Origin of the sequence: Prosthecobacter sp. SYSU 5D2, from assembly GCF_039655865.1 — a bacterium.
Classification (GTDB): domain Bacteria; phylum Verrucomicrobiota; class Verrucomicrobiia; order Verrucomicrobiales; family Verrucomicrobiaceae; genus Prosthecobacter.
The window spans coordinates 84,907-104,046 of the sequence record NZ_JBBYXL010000016.1 but is presented as its reverse complement, the minus strand read 5'-3'; the positions used below and the strand labels follow the sequence as shown (position 1 = coordinate 104,046).

Sequence of the window (19,140 nt, the reverse complement as noted above, 5' to 3'; positions counted from 1 at the left end):
CATGAATGCCGCCGCCTTGGATTCTGCCCTGCACTGGCTGCTCCGCACCTCGCTGGAAGCCAGTGTGCTCATCCTGGCCGTGCTCGGCCTGCGGGCGGTGCTAGGGCCTCGACTTGGCCCGGCGTGGCGGATGGGTCTCTGGGTTCTCGTCGGGCTGAAGCTGCTGCTTCCCGCCTGCATTCCGGCGGGATTTGGCCTGGGCGGATGGGGGCAGAGCGCCATCTTGATAGTCCCTCCAATTGAGGCAGCAGCCTTGCCTCGAGAGGCATCTCCCACCAATCTGACACCCTCGTCCATGACGACGTCAAAAGTCACAGACACGGGGCCTGAGCCATCGGTTTCCTGGATGGAGATCATGGCAGCTTTGTGGCTGGCTGGTGTTTTAACTGTCGTCGGCATTGCGGCCTGCCGGCAGCGGAGTTTTGAAAAAAAACTGTTGGCTTGTCCGGTGGCAGATCACCCGCAGCTCATGGCACTGCTGAGGGAATCCCGGCGGCTCGCGGGAGTGCCCGGGCAGGTGTCCATTCTGCTTCTTCCTGCCGGCAGCACACCGGCCATCACGGGACTGCGCACACCGCGCCTGCTGCTGCCTGCGGACTGGCAGTCATGTTTTGATGAAGCCAGCCTTCGCCATGTGCTGCTGCATGAGCTCATGCACGTGCGGCATCGGGATCTGCTGTGGAACTGGGCCACCCTGGCCGTCCAGGCCCTGCACTGGTTCAATCCGCTCGTCTGGATCATCGGCGCACGCTTTCAGTCGGACCGCGAGCTACGCTGCGATGCCGCCGTGCTGAGCCTGCTTTCGCCTAACGAACGATTGTCCTACGGACACACCCTTCTCCGCATCCAGGAAACCTTTTTTGCACCTCCGGCCATTGCAGGACTGGCCCCATGCGTGCGCAACCATCCCACCCTGCTGCAACGCATCACCATGATCGCCCGGCCCCACCGCAACCGCCCCTGGCTTCAAACCGTCTTCACACTGGCCTTTGGTGTGATCACCTGTTACGCCTTCACCACCGCCAGCGCCTCCGCCGAGAAGGACCTCCCCGCCAAGGACCGCAGCCGGGAAGGTGAGCGCACCAGCAACCCCAATGAAAAAGCTGAGGCCCCGCGGGAAGGCGATGGTAGCAAAATGAAGGAAGGCCAGCGTGACGGCGATGGCGGCAAAAAACCCGGCATGGGCGACCGCGAAGGCGGACCGAAAACAGGCCCCCGCGATGGCGACAAGCCCCGCCCCGGCACCCGCGATGGAGACCGGCCCAAAACGGGTGAGCGTGACGGCGAAAAACCCCGCACCGGTGAGCGCGATGGCGAACGCCCCAAGACAGGTGAACGCGATGGCGACAGGGGCCGTGAGAGCGCCGAGAAAAAGGCTGGCCGCAGCAGCTCCCAGGAAACCCTGAAACTCCGCGTGATCAACCAAGGAAACACCGTCCTGGTGGCAGGTGAAGAAGTGCCTATGAACCGTCTGCGCGGCCATCTTCAGAGCTACCTGCCCGAGCATCCCGGTGCCTCCGTCATCATCAATGCCGAGGATGATGTCCCTTACAAAGTCCTGACCGGTGTGATGGACGCCGTCCGCGACAACGGCAACAAGAGCGTCAGGATCTCGGCGGAGTGAGCCCAACTCATCTGTTTTCAGCTTATGCGCCTTATTATTCTCGGCCTTTTGCTGCCCTCATTTGTCCATGGCACATCGCCAGGTGAAGTGAGTCAGGCCTTGTCCAAAGCCGTCACCTTTTATCGTGGCAAGGCCGCGTCTCATGGCGGCTACGTTTACCGCTACAGCGCGGACTTCAAGCTGCGCGAGGCAGAGGGGAGTCCGGGGCCGGACACGATCTGGATTCAGCCGCCGGGGACGCCGGCGGTGGGGATGGCTTTTTTGGATGCGTATGAGGCCACGAAGGATGAAGCCTGTCTCAAGGCGGCGGTGGATGCGGCGCATGCGGTGAGCCGCACGCAACTCACTTCCGGCGGATGGGATTATTCGGGGCACTTCGACGGTCGCAGCCGGGAAAAGATGCTTTATCGCCGGGATGTGGATGGGAGGCTCATTGAGCGGAAAAAGTTTCCTCAGGGCGAGGCGGGCTGGCACATCTGGCGGCAGAGGGAGCACAAGGACACCAACTACTCCACCGTGGATGATGATGTGACCCAGGCGGCCACGCGGCTGCTGGTGCGGGTGGACCATGCGCTAGGCGGCAAGGATGAGGAGATCCATGAAGCGGCGGACTATGCGCTGAATGCCATCATGAATGCCCAGTATCCGGCGGGTGGCTGGTCGGCGAGCTTTGACACCTGGCCGGCATCGCCCCCGCCTGCGGACAAGTATCCCATTAAACCTGGCAACTATCCGGCGGATTGGCCGCGCAAATGGCCGAAGGACTTCACCGGCTGTTATGTTCTCAATGACAACACTCATGCCACCCTGATGGACACGCTTCTGCTGGCCTGGAAGCTACGGCAGGATGAGAAGTATCTCGCTGCAGCCAGACGCGGAGGCGACTTCCTGGTCACCGCTCAGATGCCGGATCCGCAACCCGCCTGGGCGCAGCAATACAATGCGGACATGCAACCCGTGTGGAGCCGCGCCTTTGAGCCCAGCTCCGTCAGCGGTCGCGAATCCCAGGCTGCGATGTGGGCGCTGCTGAAGCTCTCTGTGGCTACGGGTGATAAGAAATATCTGCCTCCCGTGGCCAAGGCCGTCACTTACCTGCGCAAGTCGCTCCTGCCTGGCAACAGGCTGGCCCGTTTCTATGAACTGCAAACCAACAAGCCGCTGTATTTTGAGCGCGGCGAAGGCGGCAAAGGTTTCGAGCTGACTTACAGCGACAAGAAGGCCTCTTCCAATTATGGCTGGGTGTGGGACAGTGAGCTGGATGCCATCGAGGCCGCTGGGCGGAAGATTTTTCGTGACGAGCCGGTGGTGTTTCCACGCACAGAAAAGGAGCGCTGGTCGTCCCCGCCCACGGACAAGGACATCGCCAGCATCCTGGCTGAGCAAAAACCGGATGGATCGTGGACGGAAACCAAGGATGAGCGGGGCACGATGCGGGATGCCAACGGCAAGAAGACCGATCCCAAAGGCGGCGTCATTCATAGCGATACCTTTGTGCAAAATGTCCGCGCTTTGAGTGTGTGGCTAAAAACGAAAGGCGGCGGTGCATGAAAGCCTGCGGGACATGCCTGCTTGCTGGTCTGCTGCTGACCACGGCGGGACTTCCTGCGGGTGACTATGACAATCCCGTGCCCTGGTCTTATCAACCGGTGCAGCGCCCGGCGGTACCGGAAGTGAAAGATGCCGAGTGGCCCAGAGATGACCTGGACAAGTTCATCCTGGCCGGGCTGGAGCAGGAAAATCTGAAGCCGGTAGGCGATGCACCGCGCGCCGTCTGGATCCGCCGTGCTTCCTTTGACCTGCGCGGTCTGCCTCCCACCCAAGAGGAGGTGGAGGCATTCGTAAATGATCCATCCGTGGATGAAGCCGCCTATGCCAAAGTGGTGGACGCCTTTTTGGAAAGCGAACGCTTTGGGGAACGCTGGGCGCGTCACTGGCTGGATGTGGTGCGGTATGCGGACAGCATCGGCCGTGTGTGGAACGCGCCTTTCCTGTATGCCTTCCGTTACCGGGACTGGGTGATCGATTCCTTCAATGCGGACAAGCCTTACAACAGGTTCATTGCGGAGCAGATCGCCGGTGATCTGCTGCCCGCAAAAACCGTGGCGCAAAGGCGGGATCAAATCACCGGCACAGGCATGCTGGCGCTTGGCAGCCTGAGCCTGCAGGAAGGCAGCTATGAACAATTTATTCTCGACCAGGTGGATGACCAGATGGACGTCACCTCCCGCGCCTTTCTTGGCCTAACATTAAGCTGCGCAAGATGTCATGACCACAAAACAGACCCGGTAAGCCAGAGGGACTACTATGCGCTGGCAGGCATCTTTTACAGCAGCCGCACCCTCTCCGGCCTGGCCAACCGCCATGACCTGACCCGTGCCGGGTATGTGGACCCTGAGATGCTGGTAGACCTGCCCGCCGCCGTAGAGGAGCCCGTGGGCCCGCCACAAAAACTGCCCGCCGGTGTGCATTCCATGGAGGACATCCGCTCGCTGGGGAATCCCAAAAAAGTGCCGCGTTACGACCTGGACCCTCACTTTTGCATGGGTGTGGTGGACGGCGATGTGCGTGACTGCGAACTAGCAGTTGGCGGTGATCCTTATGAGCGTGAAGCCGCGCCGCAGCGGGGCGCGATCACCATCCCCGGACTGCCGCCGCTTCCGCCCATTGCTGCTGGTTCTTCAGGCCGTCTGGAGCTGGCCCGGTGGATTGCCTCGCCAGAGAATCCGCTGACCGCGCGGGTGATGGTGAACCGGGTGTGGCAGCATCTGTTTGGCGAGGGGATTGTGCGGACGGTGGATGACTTCGGCACAACCGGTGCCGATCCCACCCACCCGGAGTTGCTGGATCATCTTTCCCTGCGTTTTACTGAAGGCGGCTGGTCGGTGAAAAAGCTGATCCGCAGCCTGATGCTCAGCCGAAGTTACCGGCTGGCTTCCTCCTCCGGGAACGCTACTGATGCGGAGCACCCGGATGCGGGGAACCGGCTGCACTGGCGCATGAACGTCCGCCGCCTGGAGATCGAACCGTTACGCGACAGCCTGCTGCAACTGGCGGGCCGTCTGGATTTGGCGCGGCCTGAAGGCATCCAAGTAGGCGGCACGGGAGGCAAAGGCCGACTGGGGGTGACCCAGAGTTTCCTGGGCGTGGATGATCCCTTCCGCAGCGTTTACCTGCCAGTGATCCGCGATGGGGTGCCCGAGCTGTTCAGCACTTTTGACTTTCCCGGACCCACCCAGATCAAAGGCCAGCGCGACGTCACCACCACCCCGCCGCAATCGCTGTTTTTCATGAACAGTCCGTTCATGGAGAATGTGGCGGGAGAGATCGCCTCACGGACATCGGAGATGGGCAAAGATATGCCGGAAAGCATTCGCGAATTGTACCTCTTTTTGTTAGGCCGCGAACCGTTGCCGGAAGAAACTGCCGATGCGACCGCCCTGCTGGAGAGCCTGGAAGGCCCCGACCAGGCCGCCCGCTGGACCACCCTGGTTCAGGCCCTGCTGGGCAGCGCGGAGTTTCGTTATGTGTTTTAACCCCAGTTCAGATCTGCTGCCATGAACACCCGCCGCCATCTCCTTCAGAACACCAGCGCCGGTTTTGGCTGGCTGGCTTTCCAGGCCTTGAGCCAGCAGTGGGCTCAAGGAGCGGCACCGCCGAAGACGTTGAATCCGCTGGCCCCCAAACCCCCGCACTTTGCCCCGCGCGCCAAACGGGTGATCTTCATGTACATGCAGGGCGGCCCCAGCCATCTGGACACCTTTGACTGGAAGCCTGAACTGGTCCGCGCGCAGGAAAAGAAGCTGCAGAAATATATGGGGTCCGTGTTTGAATTCAAACCGCGCGGCCAGAGCGGCCTGATGATCTCCGAGGCTTTTCCCGAACTGGCCAAACATGCCGACAGTCTCTGCGTGCTCAATGGCATGAAGACGGCCACCAATGCGCATCAGATGGCCACGGTGGCGCTGCACATTGGCAGCGAATCCTTTGTCAGGCCGTCCATGGGGGCCTGGGTGGTGTATGGTCTCGGTTCGGAAGCGGAAGACCTGCCCGGTTTTGTCACCATCAATCCCATCGCCGACAATGGCGGCGCGATGAACTACGGCTCCGCCTTTCTGCCCGCCAGTTTTCAAGGTACCCGGCTGAACACCAGCGGCGGCGGGGTAGCGCATCTGGCCAATACCCGCCTGTCCGATGCGGACCAGAAAAGGCAGATCGATTTCATCCAAAAAGCCAACCGCCGGCTGTCCGGCCAGGTGCCGGGCAACCCGGAGATTGAAGGCGTCATCCAGTCCTATGAACTGGCTTATAAGATGCAGACGTCTGTGCCGATGACGCTGGATCTGGACAAGGAGCCGGAGCACATCCGCGAGATGTATGGCCTGAATGATGGTGACACGGAACGCTTTGGCACGCAGTGCCTGATGGCCCGCCGCATGGCGGAAAAAGGGGTGCGGTTTATCCAGCTCACCTCACCCGGATGGGATCATCACAACGGCCTGCGCGAGAACCTGGGCCGCCAGTGCCGGTCCATTGACAGGCCCATCGCCGGGCTGATCGCAGACTTGAAACAACGCGATATGTTGAAGGATACCCTCATTCTCTGGGGCGGTGAATTCGGGCGCGGATCCGTTTATGACAATGAGATCTACAATGGCCGTGGCCACAACGGCGGCGGTTATACCATGTGGATGGTCGGCGGCGGTGTGAAAGGAGGCTATGTACACGGCAGCACGGATGAGATGGGCGACACCGCAGCCACCGGGATCATCGGCACACATGACCTGCATGCGACCCTGCTGCACTTGCTTGGCATCAATCACGAGCGGCTCACGTATCGCTACGCAGGCCGGAATTTCCGGCTCACGGATGTGGCCGGGGAAGTGGCAAAGGATATTTTGACATAACTATAAGTGTGGCTCGATAAGCTCGTTCACAAACAATTTTTAAACCACTAATGCTCAGCAATAGGCACTAATGTCAGAAGTTTGAATTGGCGAATCCTGGATAAACTGTGCTTTGGTATCGGGATGAACCGCCGCACGATCCCTGCTCTCCAGATGAGCGACTATGGGCAGGACAGCCTGCGGGAGCAGGGCGTGGTGGTGATGCCGCTGGAGCTGTCCATGAGCCGGGAGCCGGCGCGGATGATCCCGCATTTCCATGATTTCTTCCAGGTGTTCCTGATCCAGGGACCGGCGCGGCTGATGCATGACTTCCGTGAATATGACGTGAGCGGTGTGACCTTGTTTTTCCTGGGCCCCGGCCAGGTGCATACGATCTATCCGCGCTCTGCGGCCATGCGCGGTACGGTGGCTTCCTTCACCCAGGCGTTTTTTGATCATCCGTCCCCGCCGCCCAGCATGCTCTTTGAGCTGCCGTTTTTCTTCGCCTCTGCTGCGCCGCCCTGGTTCCAGGTGGAGAAGAAGGAGGCAGGCCGGATTATCGCTCTCTTTGCCGATTTGCAGCGGGAATACGATGGCGGGCAAAGGGGCGTAATGGAGGCATTGCGGGCGCTGCTGCGGCTATTATTTATTGAGGCCAGCCGCCTGGACGCGGCCGGACTGCCGGTGCGGGAGGCCAGTCGCGCCGCCTTGCTGGCCCGGCAGTTTCAACTGGCCGTGGAGCATCACTTCCGGGAATGGCAGGCGCTGGCCCCGTATGCGAAGCAACTGGGCGTGACGGTGAACCACCTGAATGACGTCATCCACGAAGAAACCGGCCACTCCGCCGGGGAGCTGATCCGCCACCGTCGGCTGCTGGATGCGAAGCGGCTGCTGCTGCATTCAGATCTGAGCGTTTCGGAAATCGGCTATCAAACAGGCTTTCACGATCCCTCCTACTTCAGCCGCTTTTTTCGCCGATATGTGGGAGAAACGCCCGCACAGTTCCGAGAGGCGATCCGAGAAAAATACCATTGAGAGGCCATTCAGCACCAGGAGCGGAGATTGAGGAAGGAGGACTTTGCGCGAAGAGTCACCGTCCTATGAATGAGACTGCGATTGAGCAACTGCCGCCTGAGGTGAGGCCGCAGACGAATGCTACGGAGACGGTGTTTGCCCTGCTGTTTGCCATCAGCTTTTCCCATCTGTTGAATGACACCATCCAGGCCCTGCTGCCGGCCATTTATCCGGTGCTTAAAGAATCCTATGGGCTGACCTTTACCCAGCTCGGCCTCATCACACTGACCTTTCAATGCACGGCCTCGCTGCTGCAGCCGCTGGTGGGTTACATCACGGACAAGCGGGCGATGCCTTATTCATTGCCCGTGGGCATGGCCATGACGCTGGTGGGGCTGATTTCTCTTTCCCAGGCGCACAGTTTTGTCACCATCCTGATCTCCTCCGGTCTGGTAGGGGCAGGCTCGGCGGTGTTTCACCCGGAGGCCTCACGCATCGCCCACATGGCGGCAGGCAGGCGGCGTGGGTTGGCGCAGTCCTTGTTCCAGGTGGGCGGGAATGCGGGCTCATCCATCGGTCCGCTGCTGGCAGCGTGGTTCATTGTGCCGCATGGGCAGGGTGCCCTCTCGTGGTTCTCCGTCATCGCCATGCTGGGGGTGCTGGTGCTCTTCCAGGTGGGGCAGTGGCAGGCGCGGAATCTGCACCGCATCCACAAGCGGCACGCCCCGGTGGCTGGCGCTGCGCGTGAGGTGAATGACGGCCCGGCGACCCGCCGAGTGGTGGCAGCCGTGGCAGTACTCGTAGTGCTCATCTTCTCCAAATATGTGTATCTGGCCAGCCTGACCAGCTACTATACCTTTTACCTCATGGACCGCTTCCAGGTCTCGGTGCAGCAGTCGCAGTATTACCTGTTTATGTTCCTCTTTGCCGTGGCGGCAGGGACCATCATCGGCGGGCCGGTGGGGGACTGCATCGGGCGGAAGCGGGTCATCTGGGTCTCCATCCTGGGCGTGGCGCCTTTCTCCCTGTGGCTTCCGCATGCAGGTCTGGTGACGACGGCACTGCTGAGTGTGATCATCGGCCTCATTCTAGCCTCTGCTTTTTCAGCCATCCTGGTCTATGCCCAGGAGCTGATGCCTGGAAAGGTTGGCATGATCGCCGGACTGTTTTTTGGCCTGGCCTTTGGCATCGCGGGCATCGGGTCCGCCGTTCTGGGCGCGGTCGCGGATGCGCGAGGGATCAATTTTGTCTTCGCTGCCTGTGCCTTTCTTCCCCTGCTGGGACTGCTGACGGTGTTTTTGCCGGATGTGGAAACGGCCGGGGAGAAGTGACGCCCACACACCCAGCTCAGGATCCGCTGCCCGGCTCAAAGAAGCTCAGCATGAGGAAATAGCCTGCGATGATGATCACGAGTCCGTGAAAGGACATCGCGATCCAGTAGGAAGACGAAGCCGTGTCCCTTTTGTAAAAATCGATTCTTCCTTTGTTGTTGATCCAGGTGCTTCCCGTAATCAGGCCGCTATGGAAGAGAGTGAGTGCGTGGAGAATCAAAGCGCCCAGCGCAATCCGCAGCCAGAGCTCACTGGTATGCCAAGCCACGAAAGCCGAAAAGACCACCAGCCCCTGAAAAAGCCCCTGCCACCAGGCGGAATGGCGCGTTGGACGATAAATGGAATGAATGAGCTTTTGAATCACGACCTCACTATAAAGAGGCAGGCCCTGGAAACTTGCATCTTGGGCCGCCGCATGTTTGTGTGGCCTCCCGACCATGAAAGACGACCCTACAGTGCCCAGCGAGGCACGTTTTGAAACCCGAGCCATCCACATCGGCCAGGATTACCGCAGCGAGACTGGTGCGGTGATTCCGCCGATCTACATGACCTCGACCTACGAGACGGGGAATCCGGGAGGGTTTGACTATACGCGCAGCGGCAGCCCGAACTACCGCAACCTGCAGACCACGCTGGCCAGCCTGGAGAACGCGCAGCACTGCACCGTCTTCGCCAGCGGCGTGTCCGCCATTACGGCCATCGCCTTTGGCCTGAAGGCAGGGGATACGATCATCTCTGAGCAGAACATTTACGGCTGCACTTACCGTTTGTTTGAGCGGGTGCTGCGGAAGTTCAATGTGGACATCCAGTATCTGGACTTGGCGGATGCGGCCAATCATGCGCGCATTGCCGAGATCAAACCGGCGCTGGTGTGGCTGGAATCGCCCACGAATCCGCTGCTGAAGATCCTGGACATCGCGGCCATTTCAGAGGTGGCGCATAGCGTCGGCGCCACAGTGGTGATGGACAATACCTTTGCCTCCAGCCTGCTGCAAAAGCCGCTGGATCTCGGTGCGGACCTGTCCCTGCTGAGCACGACCAAGTATACCAACGGTCACTCCGATGCCCTGGGTGGTGCGGTGTGCTCCAACTCCGCCGAATGGCAGGAGAAGATGATCTTTGCCCAAAAGGCTTTGGGTTTGCAGCCGAGTCCGTTTGACTCCTGGCTGACCTCGCGTGGTGTGAAGACGGAGGCCATCCGCATGGAGCGGCACAGTGCCAATGCCCTGGAGCTGGCCACCCGGCTGGAAGCGCGGGCAGATGTGAAAAGCGTGCGCTACCCTTTCCTGCCATCCAACCCGCAGTATGAACTGGCGCGCAGGCAGATGAGCGGCGGCTCCGGCATGATGCTGGCGGACTTTGGCCACACGCAGGATGAGGCGCTGGCCTTCATCCGCCGGCTGCGTCTGTTCACCCAGGCGGAGAGCCTGGGCGGCATTGAGTCCCTGGTCTGCCACCCGGCCACGATGACCCATGCCTCCATCCCGAAAGACATCCGCGAAGCTGCCGGCGTGACCGACGGCCTGGTGCGTTTCTCCGTGGGCATCGAGCACATTGAGGACCTCTGGGCAGACATCGAGCAGGCGCTGAAAGCGTAATCCTCCTTTTAGTTAGACTGTTTTTATTTCAAGCACCGAACATTCATGGCCCACCGCATCGATACCGCCATCCTCCACGGTGAAATTGACAATACCGAGCGGGGGCGTGTGCGGGGAAAGCTGTGGCTGCTGGGACGCGAGGAACCGGTAGTGCTGGACCTTGACGGAGATGCCTGGCGGGATGTGGCGGGCACACGGGTGGCCTTTAAAAATCCCACGCCGCAGCCTCAGCCTGCGGCGGCGAAGCTGAACGCCGTTCAAACCGGAATGGCGGGAGACATCACGGCCTCGCGCAAGGTGAAGGTCTTCACCGTACCGGAGGAGGAGTGGCAGGAGGCCTACCAGCAAAACAGGATCGCCGAAGTGCCAACGGAATGGCGCAACAGCCTGTATCTGGAGTGGTTTACGCCTGAGCAGGGACGCTGCGTGGTGGAGAGCGCAGATTTTGAGATCACCGTGTCCGGGCATGAATGGGAGATGGACGAGGATGAAGAGGGCGCGCAAAAGCTGGCCAATATGCAGGCCATGCGGGACTTCTTGGCGGGCATCATCCAGCGCCCGGAACCGAAAGAGGCAGATGAGGAAGACCTTGAAAATGAAGACGCCTGCGACAGCCTGGAACTGACAGAGGAAGAATGGGAGGAGCAGCTGAAGGCCTCCGACCGGCTGACGGATGCCAGCATGGAAGCCTATGAGAAGTACGGTGAAGATGACGACTCCGAGGAGAAGACCGCCTTTGTCATGGGCTGGGACCACCTGCTGGAGGACATGGCAGATGCGCAGGAAGGCGTGCTGCCCTCTGATGATGACAGCCCTGAAAAAAAGCGCCGCCGTGAGTGGGCAGAACAGATGAATGAGGCGGCCGAAGAGGCTGAAGAAAGCAACTGGCTGGAGGAACAGGAGGCCCTGGAGCCCCATCCGCTGCAGCAGCAAGCGCGTGACTACCTGTCCCAGGTGATGAGCGACATCCGTGGAACAGACCTTAATGAAAGCCGGGGCGAGGACCGCGACCATCCGCTGGACCGCTACCTCACCAATGTCATGCAGATCAGCGGCAAGCTGGCCGGAGCCTTGCATGCCCGCCGGGATCTGGACGATGATTATAACCGGGGGTATGTGCTGGCCATCACCAAACGCTGCCTGAACTGGGCGAATGAAGCTCTGGCTGCGGTGCAGGATCTGCAGGCCAGCCCTGAATTAGAAGCCCACCGGCAGCGCATGGAAAACTGGCAGCAGGGACTTTTCGGCCTGCGGGATGGCATTCTTCAACTGCGCAATGAACTGCGCCGGGACTGATGGTAGATTCAAACACTGTTCCCTGTGTCACCCCGTGAAGGATGAGGCAGGGGACAGAACAGAAATGAGAGGTTATCGGGAAGGTGAACCCGTATTGGTGCCCGCAGCCGTTCCCGTGGCTGGAGCAGGGCTCACGCGGGTATCGGCTGATGGAATGGGCGTGCCTGGAGCGGTGCCGGGGATGGATGCGGCGCTTGGACGTCCCGTGGTGGCGCCGTCAGCCAGGGCTGAGACGCGCTGGAATTCGGTCATGCTGAGAATGCCATCCGCATTGGCGTCCAGCCTGCGGAAAAGTTCTTCCGGATTTCTGAGAAGCTGATTCGCTGCTTCATTGTCATTGCTGGTGCGCACAGAGGTTGCCGTGCCGCTCGGTGTCTCCGTGGTGATGGTGGTGGTCGTCGTCGTATCCGTGGGGGGCGTGGCGGGAACCTGAGCCAGAAGGGTAAGCGGGGAGAATGCCATGCCAACAAGGCAAAGGGACCTGATGATGTTGTTTTTCATAATGGTGAATCCGGTTTGTTTAAGATTTGATCCAGGGGCCGCCGGAAGAGCTGGCAGGCAGAGTTTCCGCAGAGGCCTGGGCGTATGGGTTCGCATCCGCTGCGGAGTACGGATGTGTAGCTTATTTTATCCGGCAGAGGCCAAAAGTGACAGGCGCAATCTGCCGGGCGGGTTCGATAAATCATTGATGAAAGACATTCTTCTCACTCCCTTCCTGGTGAGCCTTCTGCTTGCCTTTACCCTGGTCATGGCAGCCATTGGAGCCCGAGAAGCGAGTGTGCCGACGGAGGAGGCGGTCATCCGCTCCACGCTCCTGGCTGCGTCCACGGGACAAGGGTAAAGCGGTTCCGCTATTGAAGAGCCGTGTTGATCTTGGAACTTCCTTGATTGACTGAAAAAGCGGGGACTTCACAGTAACCGGACTCTTCATGGAGACACCTTCCCAACATACACCTGCCCCTCCTCCCCTTCCTGGTGAAGGTGAGGAAAGAGTAACGCGTATTCTGGAAAGCATCTCGGATGCTTTCTGCGCCTATGATAGTGACTGGCGGATCATCTATCTGAATGAAGCTGCCAGGAAGATCCTCCTCCCCATCATGGGTGATCCTGAAAAGATGCTTGGCCGCTCTCACTGGGATGTGTTTCCTGCAACTGCGGGAACGCTTTTGGAACGGGAATTCCGGCGTGCGGTAGAGGAGGAAAGGGCGGTGGAATTCGATTATTATTACACTGACTGGAAGCGCTGGTTCATTCTCCGTGGCTACCCCATCAGGGGCGGCGGCCTTTCCGTTTACTTCCGGGATGTGACGGAGGAAAAACGCATCGCCGCAGCCCTCCAGACCAGCGAGCAGCGCTACCGTTCCCTGTTCAATTCCATTGATGAGGGATTTTGCATCATTGAGATGATCTGGGATGAGAACGGCACCCCCTATGACTACCGGTTTGTGGATGTGAACCAGTCCTTTGAACAGCACTCTGGTCTGAAGGATTCCGTGGGAAAAAGGATGCGGGAACTGAATCCCAATCACGAGGAACGCTGGTTTCAAATCTATGGCCAAGTGGCGCGGTCAGGTCAGCCCACCCGTTTTGAGGAAGTGTCTGAATCTCTGGGCCGCTGGTTTGATGTTTATGCCTTTCCCTTCGATGGCATGGCTGGTGGCCAAGTGGCGGTACGTTTTGCCGATATCACGGCCAAGCGCCACGCGGAGAAAGAACTGAGCCGGCTGAACCTGGAAAGCAGCTCCCGGGTGGCGGAACTGGAAACCTTGCTGGATGTGCTGCCCATCGGCATCGGCATCTCCCTGGACCGGGATTGTAAAAACATCCGGGTCAACCGGGCTTTTGCCCAGGTCCTGGGCCTTGCTCCTGAACTGAATGCTTCCAAAACCGCCCCGGAGGAGGAGCGCCCGCAAAACTTCCGCATCCTGGATGACGAGGGCCAGGAGGTGCCTGGTGACCGGCTGCCCATGCAACTTGCCGCGAGCGAGGGAAGGGATATCCGGAACCAGGAATTCAATCTAGTTCATGCAGACGGCCGCACCCTGAGGCTGCTGGAGTACGCGGCACCTATTTTCGATGAACAGGGCAGCCCGCGCGGCAGTGTCGGCGCTTTTGTGGACATCACTGACCGGATGCAGGAAACCGCCCGCCAGCGTTTCCTGGTCGCTCTGGATGATGCAGTGCGGCCGCTGGGCAATCCGGTGGAGATTGTGGACACCTCGGCGCGCCTGCTTGGGCAGCATTTAAAAGTGGACCGCTGCAACTATGCCGAGGTGGAGGCGGACGGGAAGACGGTGAACATCCTGGGGGACTACACCCATGGCGTGCCCAGCCTGCTTGGACGCTACTTCTTCACCCGGTTTGGAAGTGATGTTCTCCGCTCCATGCAAGCAGATGTCACCTACATCGTCGAAGATATAGAGCACCATCAGCCGGCACCGGAGGACCTGGCCGTTTATGAGGCTGCCAGCATCCGGGCGCTCATCTGTGTGCCCTTGCATAAAGACGGCCGGTTTGTGGCCAAAATGGCTGTTCACCAAAAGACTCCCCGCCGCTGGACCCAGGCAGAAGTGGGCCTGGTGCAGCATGTAGCCAACCGCTGCTGGGAGGCGCTGGAGCGCGTGCGGGTAACCCGGGAACTGGAGGAAAGCGAAACCCGCTTCCGCCAGATTGCCGAGGTGACGCCGCAAGTCGTCTGGCTGGCGCGTCCCAATGGCGGCGTGGATTATTTTAACCGTCGCTGGTATGACTTCACCGGCCTGCAGGAGGGCGGAGGCCTGGATGAAAGCTGGGTGACTGTACTGCATCCTGAGGACCTGCCTGCCTGCCTGGAACGCTGGCAGCACTCCATCAAAACCGGAGAGCCTTATGAAACCCGCTACCGCTGGCTTAGCGCCTCCGGTCATTATCGCTGGTTTCTCGGCAGGGCGCTGCCATTGCGGGATGACGCCGGGCACATTCTCCGATGGTACGGCACCTCCACCGACATTGATGACTTGGTCCGCGCGGAGGAAACCGCCCGTGTCGCACGTGCAGAAGCGGAGCGTGCCAACCGCGCCAAGGATGACTTTCTAGCCGCCCTTTCCCATGAGCTGCGCACGCCGCTGACACCGGTGCTGATGGCGGCGGAATCCCTTTCAGAAGACGGCAGCCTGGACGGTACCACGCGGGAAACGCTCTCCATGATCCAGCGGCACATCGCCCTGGAAGCCAGGCTGATTGATGACCTGCTGGACATCACCCGCATTTCCCATGGGAAGCTGCAACTGCGGCTCCAGGAGGCAGATGCCCACACGCTTATCGGTCTGGCGCTGGAGATTGTGCGGGAGGAGGCGCAGGCCAAAGGCCTGAAGCTGTCCATAGATTTCGCCGCCCGGAACACCACCCTCAACTGCGATCCTGCCAGGCTTCAGCAGGTGTTTTGGAACCTGTTGAAAAATGCGGTCAAATTCACTCCTCCGCAGGGGCGCATCCGCATTTCGACAAGGGATGAGGGCAGCCGTCTTGTGCTGGAAGTGTCTGATTCCGGCATCGGCATTGCCAATGAAAAGCTGGGACGGATTTTTGAACCCTTTGAGCAGGCAGGCCTGGCCAATGATCATCGTTTTGGCGGACTTGGACTTGGCCTTTCCATCTCCAAAGCTCTGGTGGAAATGCATGAGGGCCAGATCCAGGCGGAAAGTGCCGGACCGGGTCAGGGCTCCGTCTTCCGCATTCTGCTGCCCGCCATGGCGGCAGACTGTCCCTCCCAGCCTGCTTTGTCCACCGTTGGCACCGCTTCAACCGGTGCGTCACAGGAATCCTCGCAGCCTGCCATGCGTCTCCTGTTGGTGGAGGATCATGAGCCTACTCTCGTTGTGCTGGCCCGTCTCCTCAAGCGTGCGGGTCATGAGGTGATCACGGCAGACAGTGTCGCCACGGCCCTGGAGGCCGCTGAAAATCACCCGTTCGACGCCGTCGTCAGCGATGTGGGCCTGCCGGATGGCACCGGCATGGATCTCATGAAAATTCTGCACACCCAGCATGGGCTGCGCGGCATCGCCCTCACAGGTTACGGCATGGAGGAGGACATCAACCGCGCCCATCAGTCTGGCTTTGCCGTGCACCTTACCAAGCCCGTCCAGTTCGCCCAGTTGCGCCAGGCCCTGCTTCACCTCTCTATGGTCGCATCAGAAGAGGTCAGGAAAGACGGGTGAGGGGGTGGCTGCGGTCCTTGAGCGGCAGTTCCACACGGCGGCCATCCAGGCGGTGGGATTCAAAGATGCCCATCGTCATTTCCAGCGTCACCCGTGCATCCTTGGCGTTGCACAGAGGCTCCCGGTTTTCTTTGACTGCTGCGATGAGATCACGCCCCGGCCCGACGTGTCCGCCCACCAGCTTGCGGATGTTTTCCACCGTTTCCTTCTGACCGACACCGGCGGTGGTGACAGGCTGCCAAAGTCGCGGTTTGTCATTCGGACCAAAGGGGCTGCCTGCCAGGTAGTGGGCCAGCGGTTCTGCATCAATACGCAGGTCCAGGATGCCTTCTGTGCCGATGATCTGAACGCCAAATCCGGCGGTTTTGACCCCGGCATTCTGGACGGAGTCAAAGAAGGCAGGCAGGCCGTCAGTCATTTCAAAACGGGCATGCACTTCATTGCCCGCCAGGGGGCCGATGCCCTCCGCCCCCTCCTTCACATCGGCACGGGTAATCAGCCGTCCGTCCTGAAACACGCCTGCCGTGCAGGCACGCGGCTCTCCGGCGAAGTAATGAACCAGGTTGAAAAGATGGGAGCCGAGCACCCACAGGTCCAGCGATCCGCCACGGGCATCTTCCTTGCCGCGCACGCGGTATTCCAAGGGCTGGCCAATGGCACCGTCGGCGATCATTTTTTTCAGCGCAGGCAGCACAGGGTGGTAACGGTTGCGGTGAGCCAGGGCCACCTTCGCTCCGGTCTTTTCACAGGCGGCGATGATCTCATCCGCCTGGGCAAGCGTGGGCACAAAAGGCTTTTCCATGTAAATGCCACGCGCACCGGCCTGGATGGCAGCCAGGGTCATCTCATGATGCTGATCAATGTGGCGCGGGCCGATGGCCACAATCTCCGCCCCGGCTTCCGCCAGCATTTTCCGGTAGTCAGTATAGCCTTTTTCCAGTTTCAGCTTTTTCACGGCACCTGCAAGGCCTTTGGCATCCGCATCCGCCACAGCCACGACTTCCGTTTCCGGCATGTCCAGCCACATGGAGTCCAGACCATGGCCAAAGTTTCCCCGGCCTGTGTGGCCGATCACGGCGACACGTGTCCGCGCCGAAGGTGCACTGCGGGCCTGGTGCAGGGACAGGGTGGTGGCCAGGGAGGTGGAGAGAAAGGCGCGGCGGTTCATGAGAGGTGAAAAGTGACCTCTGATTAACGCCGCGTACCCGGCCAAAATTCAGCCCCTGATTACTCGCCAGGTTTTTTCTCGATCTTGATCTTGGGAATCTTGGCCCCCATTTTATCCGCCACATCCTGGAAGAAGTTGCCGCCTTCCGTTTCCTTGTAATGCCGCATATACAATCCTACGATGAGAGCCACAATGAAAAGACCGATGACGACGATGGCGGTCCCACAGCCGCCGCCTTCATCCGGGTATCCGCTGCGGCGGACCTGCGGGCTGCGTTTGGGAGCTGGCGGACGCTGGGCGGCCCTGGCTACCGGTGGCGGCGGGGGAGCGGCCACAGGGACATCCAGGACCGGCGGCGGCACATGGATCACCGCCGGCGCCTCTCCGGCGGCAAACACCGCCTGCACATCGCCAAAGCCAATGCGGTCCCCATCATTGAGCTGGGCCTCCTCAATCGTCACGCCGTTCACATGCGTGCCATTGCTGGATTTCAGGTCCGTGATATAACAGGCGTTTTCAGCCAGCTCGATGATGGCATGATGCCCTGAGACGGATGGAAATTCGAGCACCACAACACTGTCAGGATGCCTGCCGATGGTCGTCGCACCTTCATCCAGGGTATGATTAAGGGTGGTTCCATCTTCAAGGTAAAATATAAGCGTGGCCATGATGCGGGGTCTTGGGGACAGAGCTTTTTGCTGAGTGCCGGGGTGGCAAATCAATCTCGTTGCACAGAAACTTGGCTTTTTGCTGATGCAATGCCTATGTTACGCAAAGATTGCCTTTTGACCCCCTTACCGTGCCCCCGTCATGAACCGTCCCCTTTTCTCCGTCCGCCTGTCCCGGTCCGCTTTTGTACTGCTGACCTGTCTTTTCACTTCCATCCTTCTTCCCTTGTCTGCCGCGCCTGCGGATGATGCTGAGGCGGCCGCCCAGGCCATGGCCCGGGACCAGGAAAAAGCCGGCTACATCTTCCGGGCGGAGGCCTGGACCGGCGAGCTGGAAAAGGGCATCGGCAAGGCCGTTAAAATGCAGCTCTTCAAGGGAAACGACTACTGCATTGGAGTCGCAGTTCCTCGCAAATCCGGCATCCACATCAGCGGCTCTGTCCTGGATTTCAAAGGCGAGCCGGTGGGGGAGATTCAGCCCGTGGTGGATGGCTGGGGTTTCCTGCTTTTCTTCAAGCCGAAAAAGACGGGCGTCTATGTCGTGACCGTACATCAGACAGAAGCGGGCAAAAGGAAAGACACCGCCTGCGCCATCATCACCGGTTACAAATGACCCTCGTTGCGGTCCTTGACGCCGCCAAATTTGAAGGAATGCTGCTCTGAGCCGTCTAACAAGACTGTCATGAAAGCTTTCACGCTCCTCCTGCTTCCGCTGCTGGCGGCGGCGTCATTGCAGGCCGCTCCGATTGCCAGGATCTCCACCCTCACGGGAAAAACCTACACGCAGTGCAAGATCGTCAAGGTGCATCCCGACGGCGTCTCCTTCACTCACGCCAATGGCGCGGCCAAGGTCCTCTTCACCGACCTGTCCCAGGAATGGCGCAACCGTCTGGGTTATGATCCTGAAGAGGCTGCATCTTATCAATACGAACAGGAGCTGCGCCGCAAAGAACTGGCGGCCATCCGCCGCGAGCAGGATGAGCAGCGCACTGAGGCCCTCCTCATGGCCCAGCAGATCGAGCTGGCACGCCTGCGCGGTGAGGAAATCCTGGCCCGCGCGGCTCTGGAAGCTGCTGCCAAGGCCCCACCGCCGAATCCGTCCATCGTTCCGGAAGTCCCCGCACTCGGAGCCGTTTTTGACAGCCGCGATTATCGGGGAGCTGGCTATCGCGACCGGGCCTGGGGTTTCCCCGGCTACCTGGGCTACGGCTTTGGTGGATTCGGTTTGGGCGGGTATCCTGTCTTTCGGCACTGTCCGCCCTATCATGGATCGCATCACCACTTTGGCAGCAGCATCCGGGGGCGTGTCGGCGGGGTGACCTTCACCATAGGACACTAAGGGGTAAAGATTCCTGTTGGCGA

General features: G+C 60.1%; 16 protein-coding genes. 12 read left to right on the top strand and 4 right to left on the bottom strand.

What is annotated here, in order from left to right:
- Nucleotide 1: 1 nt before the first annotated feature.
- The 6 genes from WJU23_RS22655 to WJU23_RS22630 all read left to right on the top strand — a co-directional run bounded on the left by WJU23_RS22655 (nucleotide 2) and on the right by WJU23_RS22630 (nucleotide 8,852).
- Nucleotides 2-1,624 carry a M56 family metallopeptidase gene (locus tag WJU23_RS22655; RefSeq protein ID WP_346334918.1) on the top strand — a complete coding sequence of 541 codons (1,623 nt, stop codon included), beginning with the start codon at nucleotides 2-4 and terminating at the stop codon, nucleotides 1,622-1,624.
- Between the two features lie 99 nt (nucleotides 1,625-1,723).
- Nucleotides 1,724-3,172 carry a polysaccharide lyase gene (locus WJU23_RS22650; protein ID WP_346334917.1) on the top strand — a complete coding sequence of 483 codons (1,449 nt, stop codon included), beginning with the start codon at nucleotides 1,724-1,726 and terminating at the stop codon, nucleotides 3,170-3,172.
- Complete coding sequence (locus WJU23_RS22645; RefSeq protein ID WP_346334916.1) at nucleotides 3,169-5,157, top strand: DUF1549 and DUF1553 domain-containing protein; 1,989 nt, start codon at nucleotides 3,169-3,171, stop codon at nucleotides 5,155-5,157. The genes WJU23_RS22650 and WJU23_RS22645 overlap by 4 nt, the downstream gene beginning before the upstream one ends.
- Nucleotides 5,158-5,178: 21 nt before the next feature.
- Complete coding sequence (locus tag WJU23_RS22640) at nucleotides 5,179-6,528, top strand: DUF1501 domain-containing protein (protein WP_346334915.1); 1,350 nt, start codon at nucleotides 5,179-5,181, stop codon at nucleotides 6,526-6,528.
- A gap of 123 nt (nucleotides 6,529-6,651) precedes the next feature.
- A complete protein-coding gene (locus tag WJU23_RS22635) occupies nucleotides 6,652-7,542 on the top strand; it encodes a helix-turn-helix domain-containing protein (protein WP_346334914.1) in 891 nt (296 codons plus the stop codon).
- A gap of 65 nt (nucleotides 7,543-7,607) precedes the next feature.
- Nucleotides 7,608-8,852, top strand: a complete 1,245-nt coding sequence (locus WJU23_RS22630; RefSeq protein ID WP_346334913.1) for an MFS transporter — start codon at nucleotides 7,608-7,610, stop codon at nucleotides 8,850-8,852.
- 16 nt (nucleotides 8,853-8,868) lie between these two features.
- Here the strand turns inward: WJU23_RS22630 and WJU23_RS22625 are convergent, their stop codons facing one another.
- Nucleotides 8,869-9,120 carry a hypothetical protein gene (locus WJU23_RS22625; protein WP_346334912.1) on the bottom strand — a complete coding sequence of 84 codons (252 nt, stop codon included), beginning with the start codon at nucleotides 9,118-9,120 and terminating at the stop codon, nucleotides 8,869-8,871.
- Between the two features lie 169 nt (nucleotides 9,121-9,289).
- Between WJU23_RS22625 and WJU23_RS22620 the strand changes: the two genes are divergently transcribed.
- Both WJU23_RS22620 and WJU23_RS22615 read left to right on the top strand, forming a co-directional pair.
- Nucleotides 9,290-10,450: a PLP-dependent aspartate aminotransferase family protein gene (locus tag WJU23_RS22620; RefSeq protein WP_346334911.1), complete on the top strand. Its 1,161-nt coding sequence runs from the start codon at nucleotides 9,290-9,292 to the stop codon at nucleotides 10,448-10,450.
- 45 nt (nucleotides 10,451-10,495) lie between these two features.
- Nucleotides 10,496-11,746 carry a hypothetical protein gene (locus tag WJU23_RS22615; protein WP_346334910.1) on the top strand — a complete coding sequence of 417 codons (1,251 nt, stop codon included), beginning with the start codon at nucleotides 10,496-10,498 and terminating at the stop codon, nucleotides 11,744-11,746.
- 72 nt (nucleotides 11,747-11,818) lie between these two features.
- Here the strand turns inward: WJU23_RS22615 and WJU23_RS22610 are convergent, their stop codons facing one another.
- Nucleotides 11,819-12,208 (bottom strand): EF-hand domain-containing protein, encoded by a 390-nt coding sequence (locus tag WJU23_RS22610; RefSeq protein WP_346334909.1) that lies wholly within the window; start codon nucleotides 12,206-12,208, stop codon nucleotides 11,819-11,821.
- 226 nt (nucleotides 12,209-12,434) lie between these two features.
- Between WJU23_RS22610 and WJU23_RS22605 the strand changes: the two genes are divergently transcribed.
- Both WJU23_RS22605 and WJU23_RS22600 read left to right on the top strand, forming a co-directional pair.
- A complete protein-coding gene (locus WJU23_RS22605) occupies nucleotides 12,435-12,587 on the top strand; it encodes a hypothetical protein (protein WP_346334908.1) in 153 nt (50 codons plus the stop codon).
- 88 nt (nucleotides 12,588-12,675) lie between these two features.
- Nucleotides 12,676-15,942: a PAS domain S-box protein gene (locus tag WJU23_RS22600; protein ID WP_346334907.1), complete on the top strand. Its 3,267-nt coding sequence runs from the start codon at nucleotides 12,676-12,678 to the stop codon at nucleotides 15,940-15,942.
- Here WJU23_RS22600 and WJU23_RS22595 read toward each other — a convergent pair.
- Both WJU23_RS22595 and WJU23_RS22590 read right to left on the bottom strand, forming a co-directional pair.
- A complete protein-coding gene (locus WJU23_RS22595) occupies nucleotides 15,926-17,110 on the bottom strand; it encodes a Gfo/Idh/MocA family oxidoreductase (RefSeq protein WP_346334906.1) in 1,185 nt (394 codons plus the stop codon). The two genes, WJU23_RS22600 and WJU23_RS22595, sit on opposite strands and share 17 nt — an antisense overlap.
- Before the next feature lie 59 nt (nucleotides 17,111-17,169).
- Nucleotides 17,170-17,778 carry an FHA domain-containing protein gene (locus tag WJU23_RS22590; protein WP_346334905.1) on the bottom strand — a complete coding sequence of 203 codons (609 nt, stop codon included), beginning with the start codon at nucleotides 17,776-17,778 and terminating at the stop codon, nucleotides 17,170-17,172.
- A gap of 142 nt (nucleotides 17,779-17,920) precedes the next feature.
- On the opposite strand from WJU23_RS22590, the gene WJU23_RS22585 reads away from it, so the two are divergent.
- Nucleotides 17,921-18,391 (top strand): hypothetical protein, encoded by a 471-nt coding sequence (locus WJU23_RS22585; protein ID WP_346334904.1) that lies wholly within the window; start codon nucleotides 17,921-17,923, stop codon nucleotides 18,389-18,391.
- A 69-nt stretch (nucleotides 18,392-18,460) separates the two neighbouring features.
- Complete coding sequence (locus WJU23_RS22580) at nucleotides 18,461-19,117, top strand: hypothetical protein (protein WP_346334903.1); 657 nt, start codon at nucleotides 18,461-18,463, stop codon at nucleotides 19,115-19,117.
- Nucleotides 19,118-19,140 lie beyond the last annotated feature (23 nt).

Excerpts from the sequence above, each read along its gene's own strand:
- WJU23_RS22655 (WP_346334918.1), top strand. The coding sequence starts at position 2 with ATGAATGCCGCCGCCTTGGATTCTGCCCTGCACTGGCTGCTCCGCACC.
- WJU23_RS22645 (WP_346334916.1), top strand. The coding sequence starts at position 3,169 with ATGAAAGCCTGCGGGACATGCCTGCTTGCTGGTCTGCTGCTGACCACG.
- WJU23_RS22640 (WP_346334915.1), top strand. The coding sequence starts at position 5,179 with ATGAACACCCGCCGCCATCTCCTTCAGAACACCAGCGCCGGTTTTGGC.
- WJU23_RS22635 (WP_346334914.1), top strand. The coding sequence starts at position 6,652 with ATGAACCGCCGCACGATCCCTGCTCTCCAGATGAGCGACTATGGGCAG.
- WJU23_RS22630 (WP_346334913.1), top strand. The coding sequence starts at position 7,608 with ATGAATGAGACTGCGATTGAGCAACTGCCGCCTGAGGTGAGGCCGCAG.
- WJU23_RS22620 (WP_346334911.1), top strand. The coding sequence starts at position 9,290 with ATGAAAGACGACCCTACAGTGCCCAGCGAGGCACGTTTTGAAACCCGA.
- WJU23_RS22615 (WP_346334910.1), top strand. The coding sequence starts at position 10,496 with ATGGCCCACCGCATCGATACCGCCATCCTCCACGGTGAAATTGACAAT.
- WJU23_RS22610 (WP_346334909.1), bottom strand. The coding sequence starts at position 12,208 with ATGGCATTCTCCCCGCTTACCCTTCTGGCTCAGGTTCCCGCCACGCCC.
- WJU23_RS22605 (WP_346334908.1), top strand. The coding sequence starts at position 12,435 with ATGAAAGACATTCTTCTCACTCCCTTCCTGGTGAGCCTTCTGCTTGCC.
- WJU23_RS22600 (WP_346334907.1), top strand. The coding sequence starts at position 12,676 with ATGGAGACACCTTCCCAACATACACCTGCCCCTCCTCCCCTTCCTGGT.
- WJU23_RS22595 (WP_346334906.1), bottom strand. The coding sequence starts at position 17,110 with ATGAACCGCCGCGCCTTTCTCTCCACCTCCCTGGCCACCACCCTGTCC.
- WJU23_RS22590 (WP_346334905.1), bottom strand. The coding sequence starts at position 17,778 with ATGGCCACGCTTATATTTTACCTTGAAGATGGAACCACCCTTAATCAT.
- WJU23_RS22585 (WP_346334904.1), top strand. The coding sequence starts at position 17,921 with ATGAACCGTCCCCTTTTCTCCGTCCGCCTGTCCCGGTCCGCTTTTGTA.
- WJU23_RS22580 (WP_346334903.1), top strand. The coding sequence starts at position 18,461 with ATGAAAGCTTTCACGCTCCTCCTGCTTCCGCTGCTGGCGGCGGCGTCA.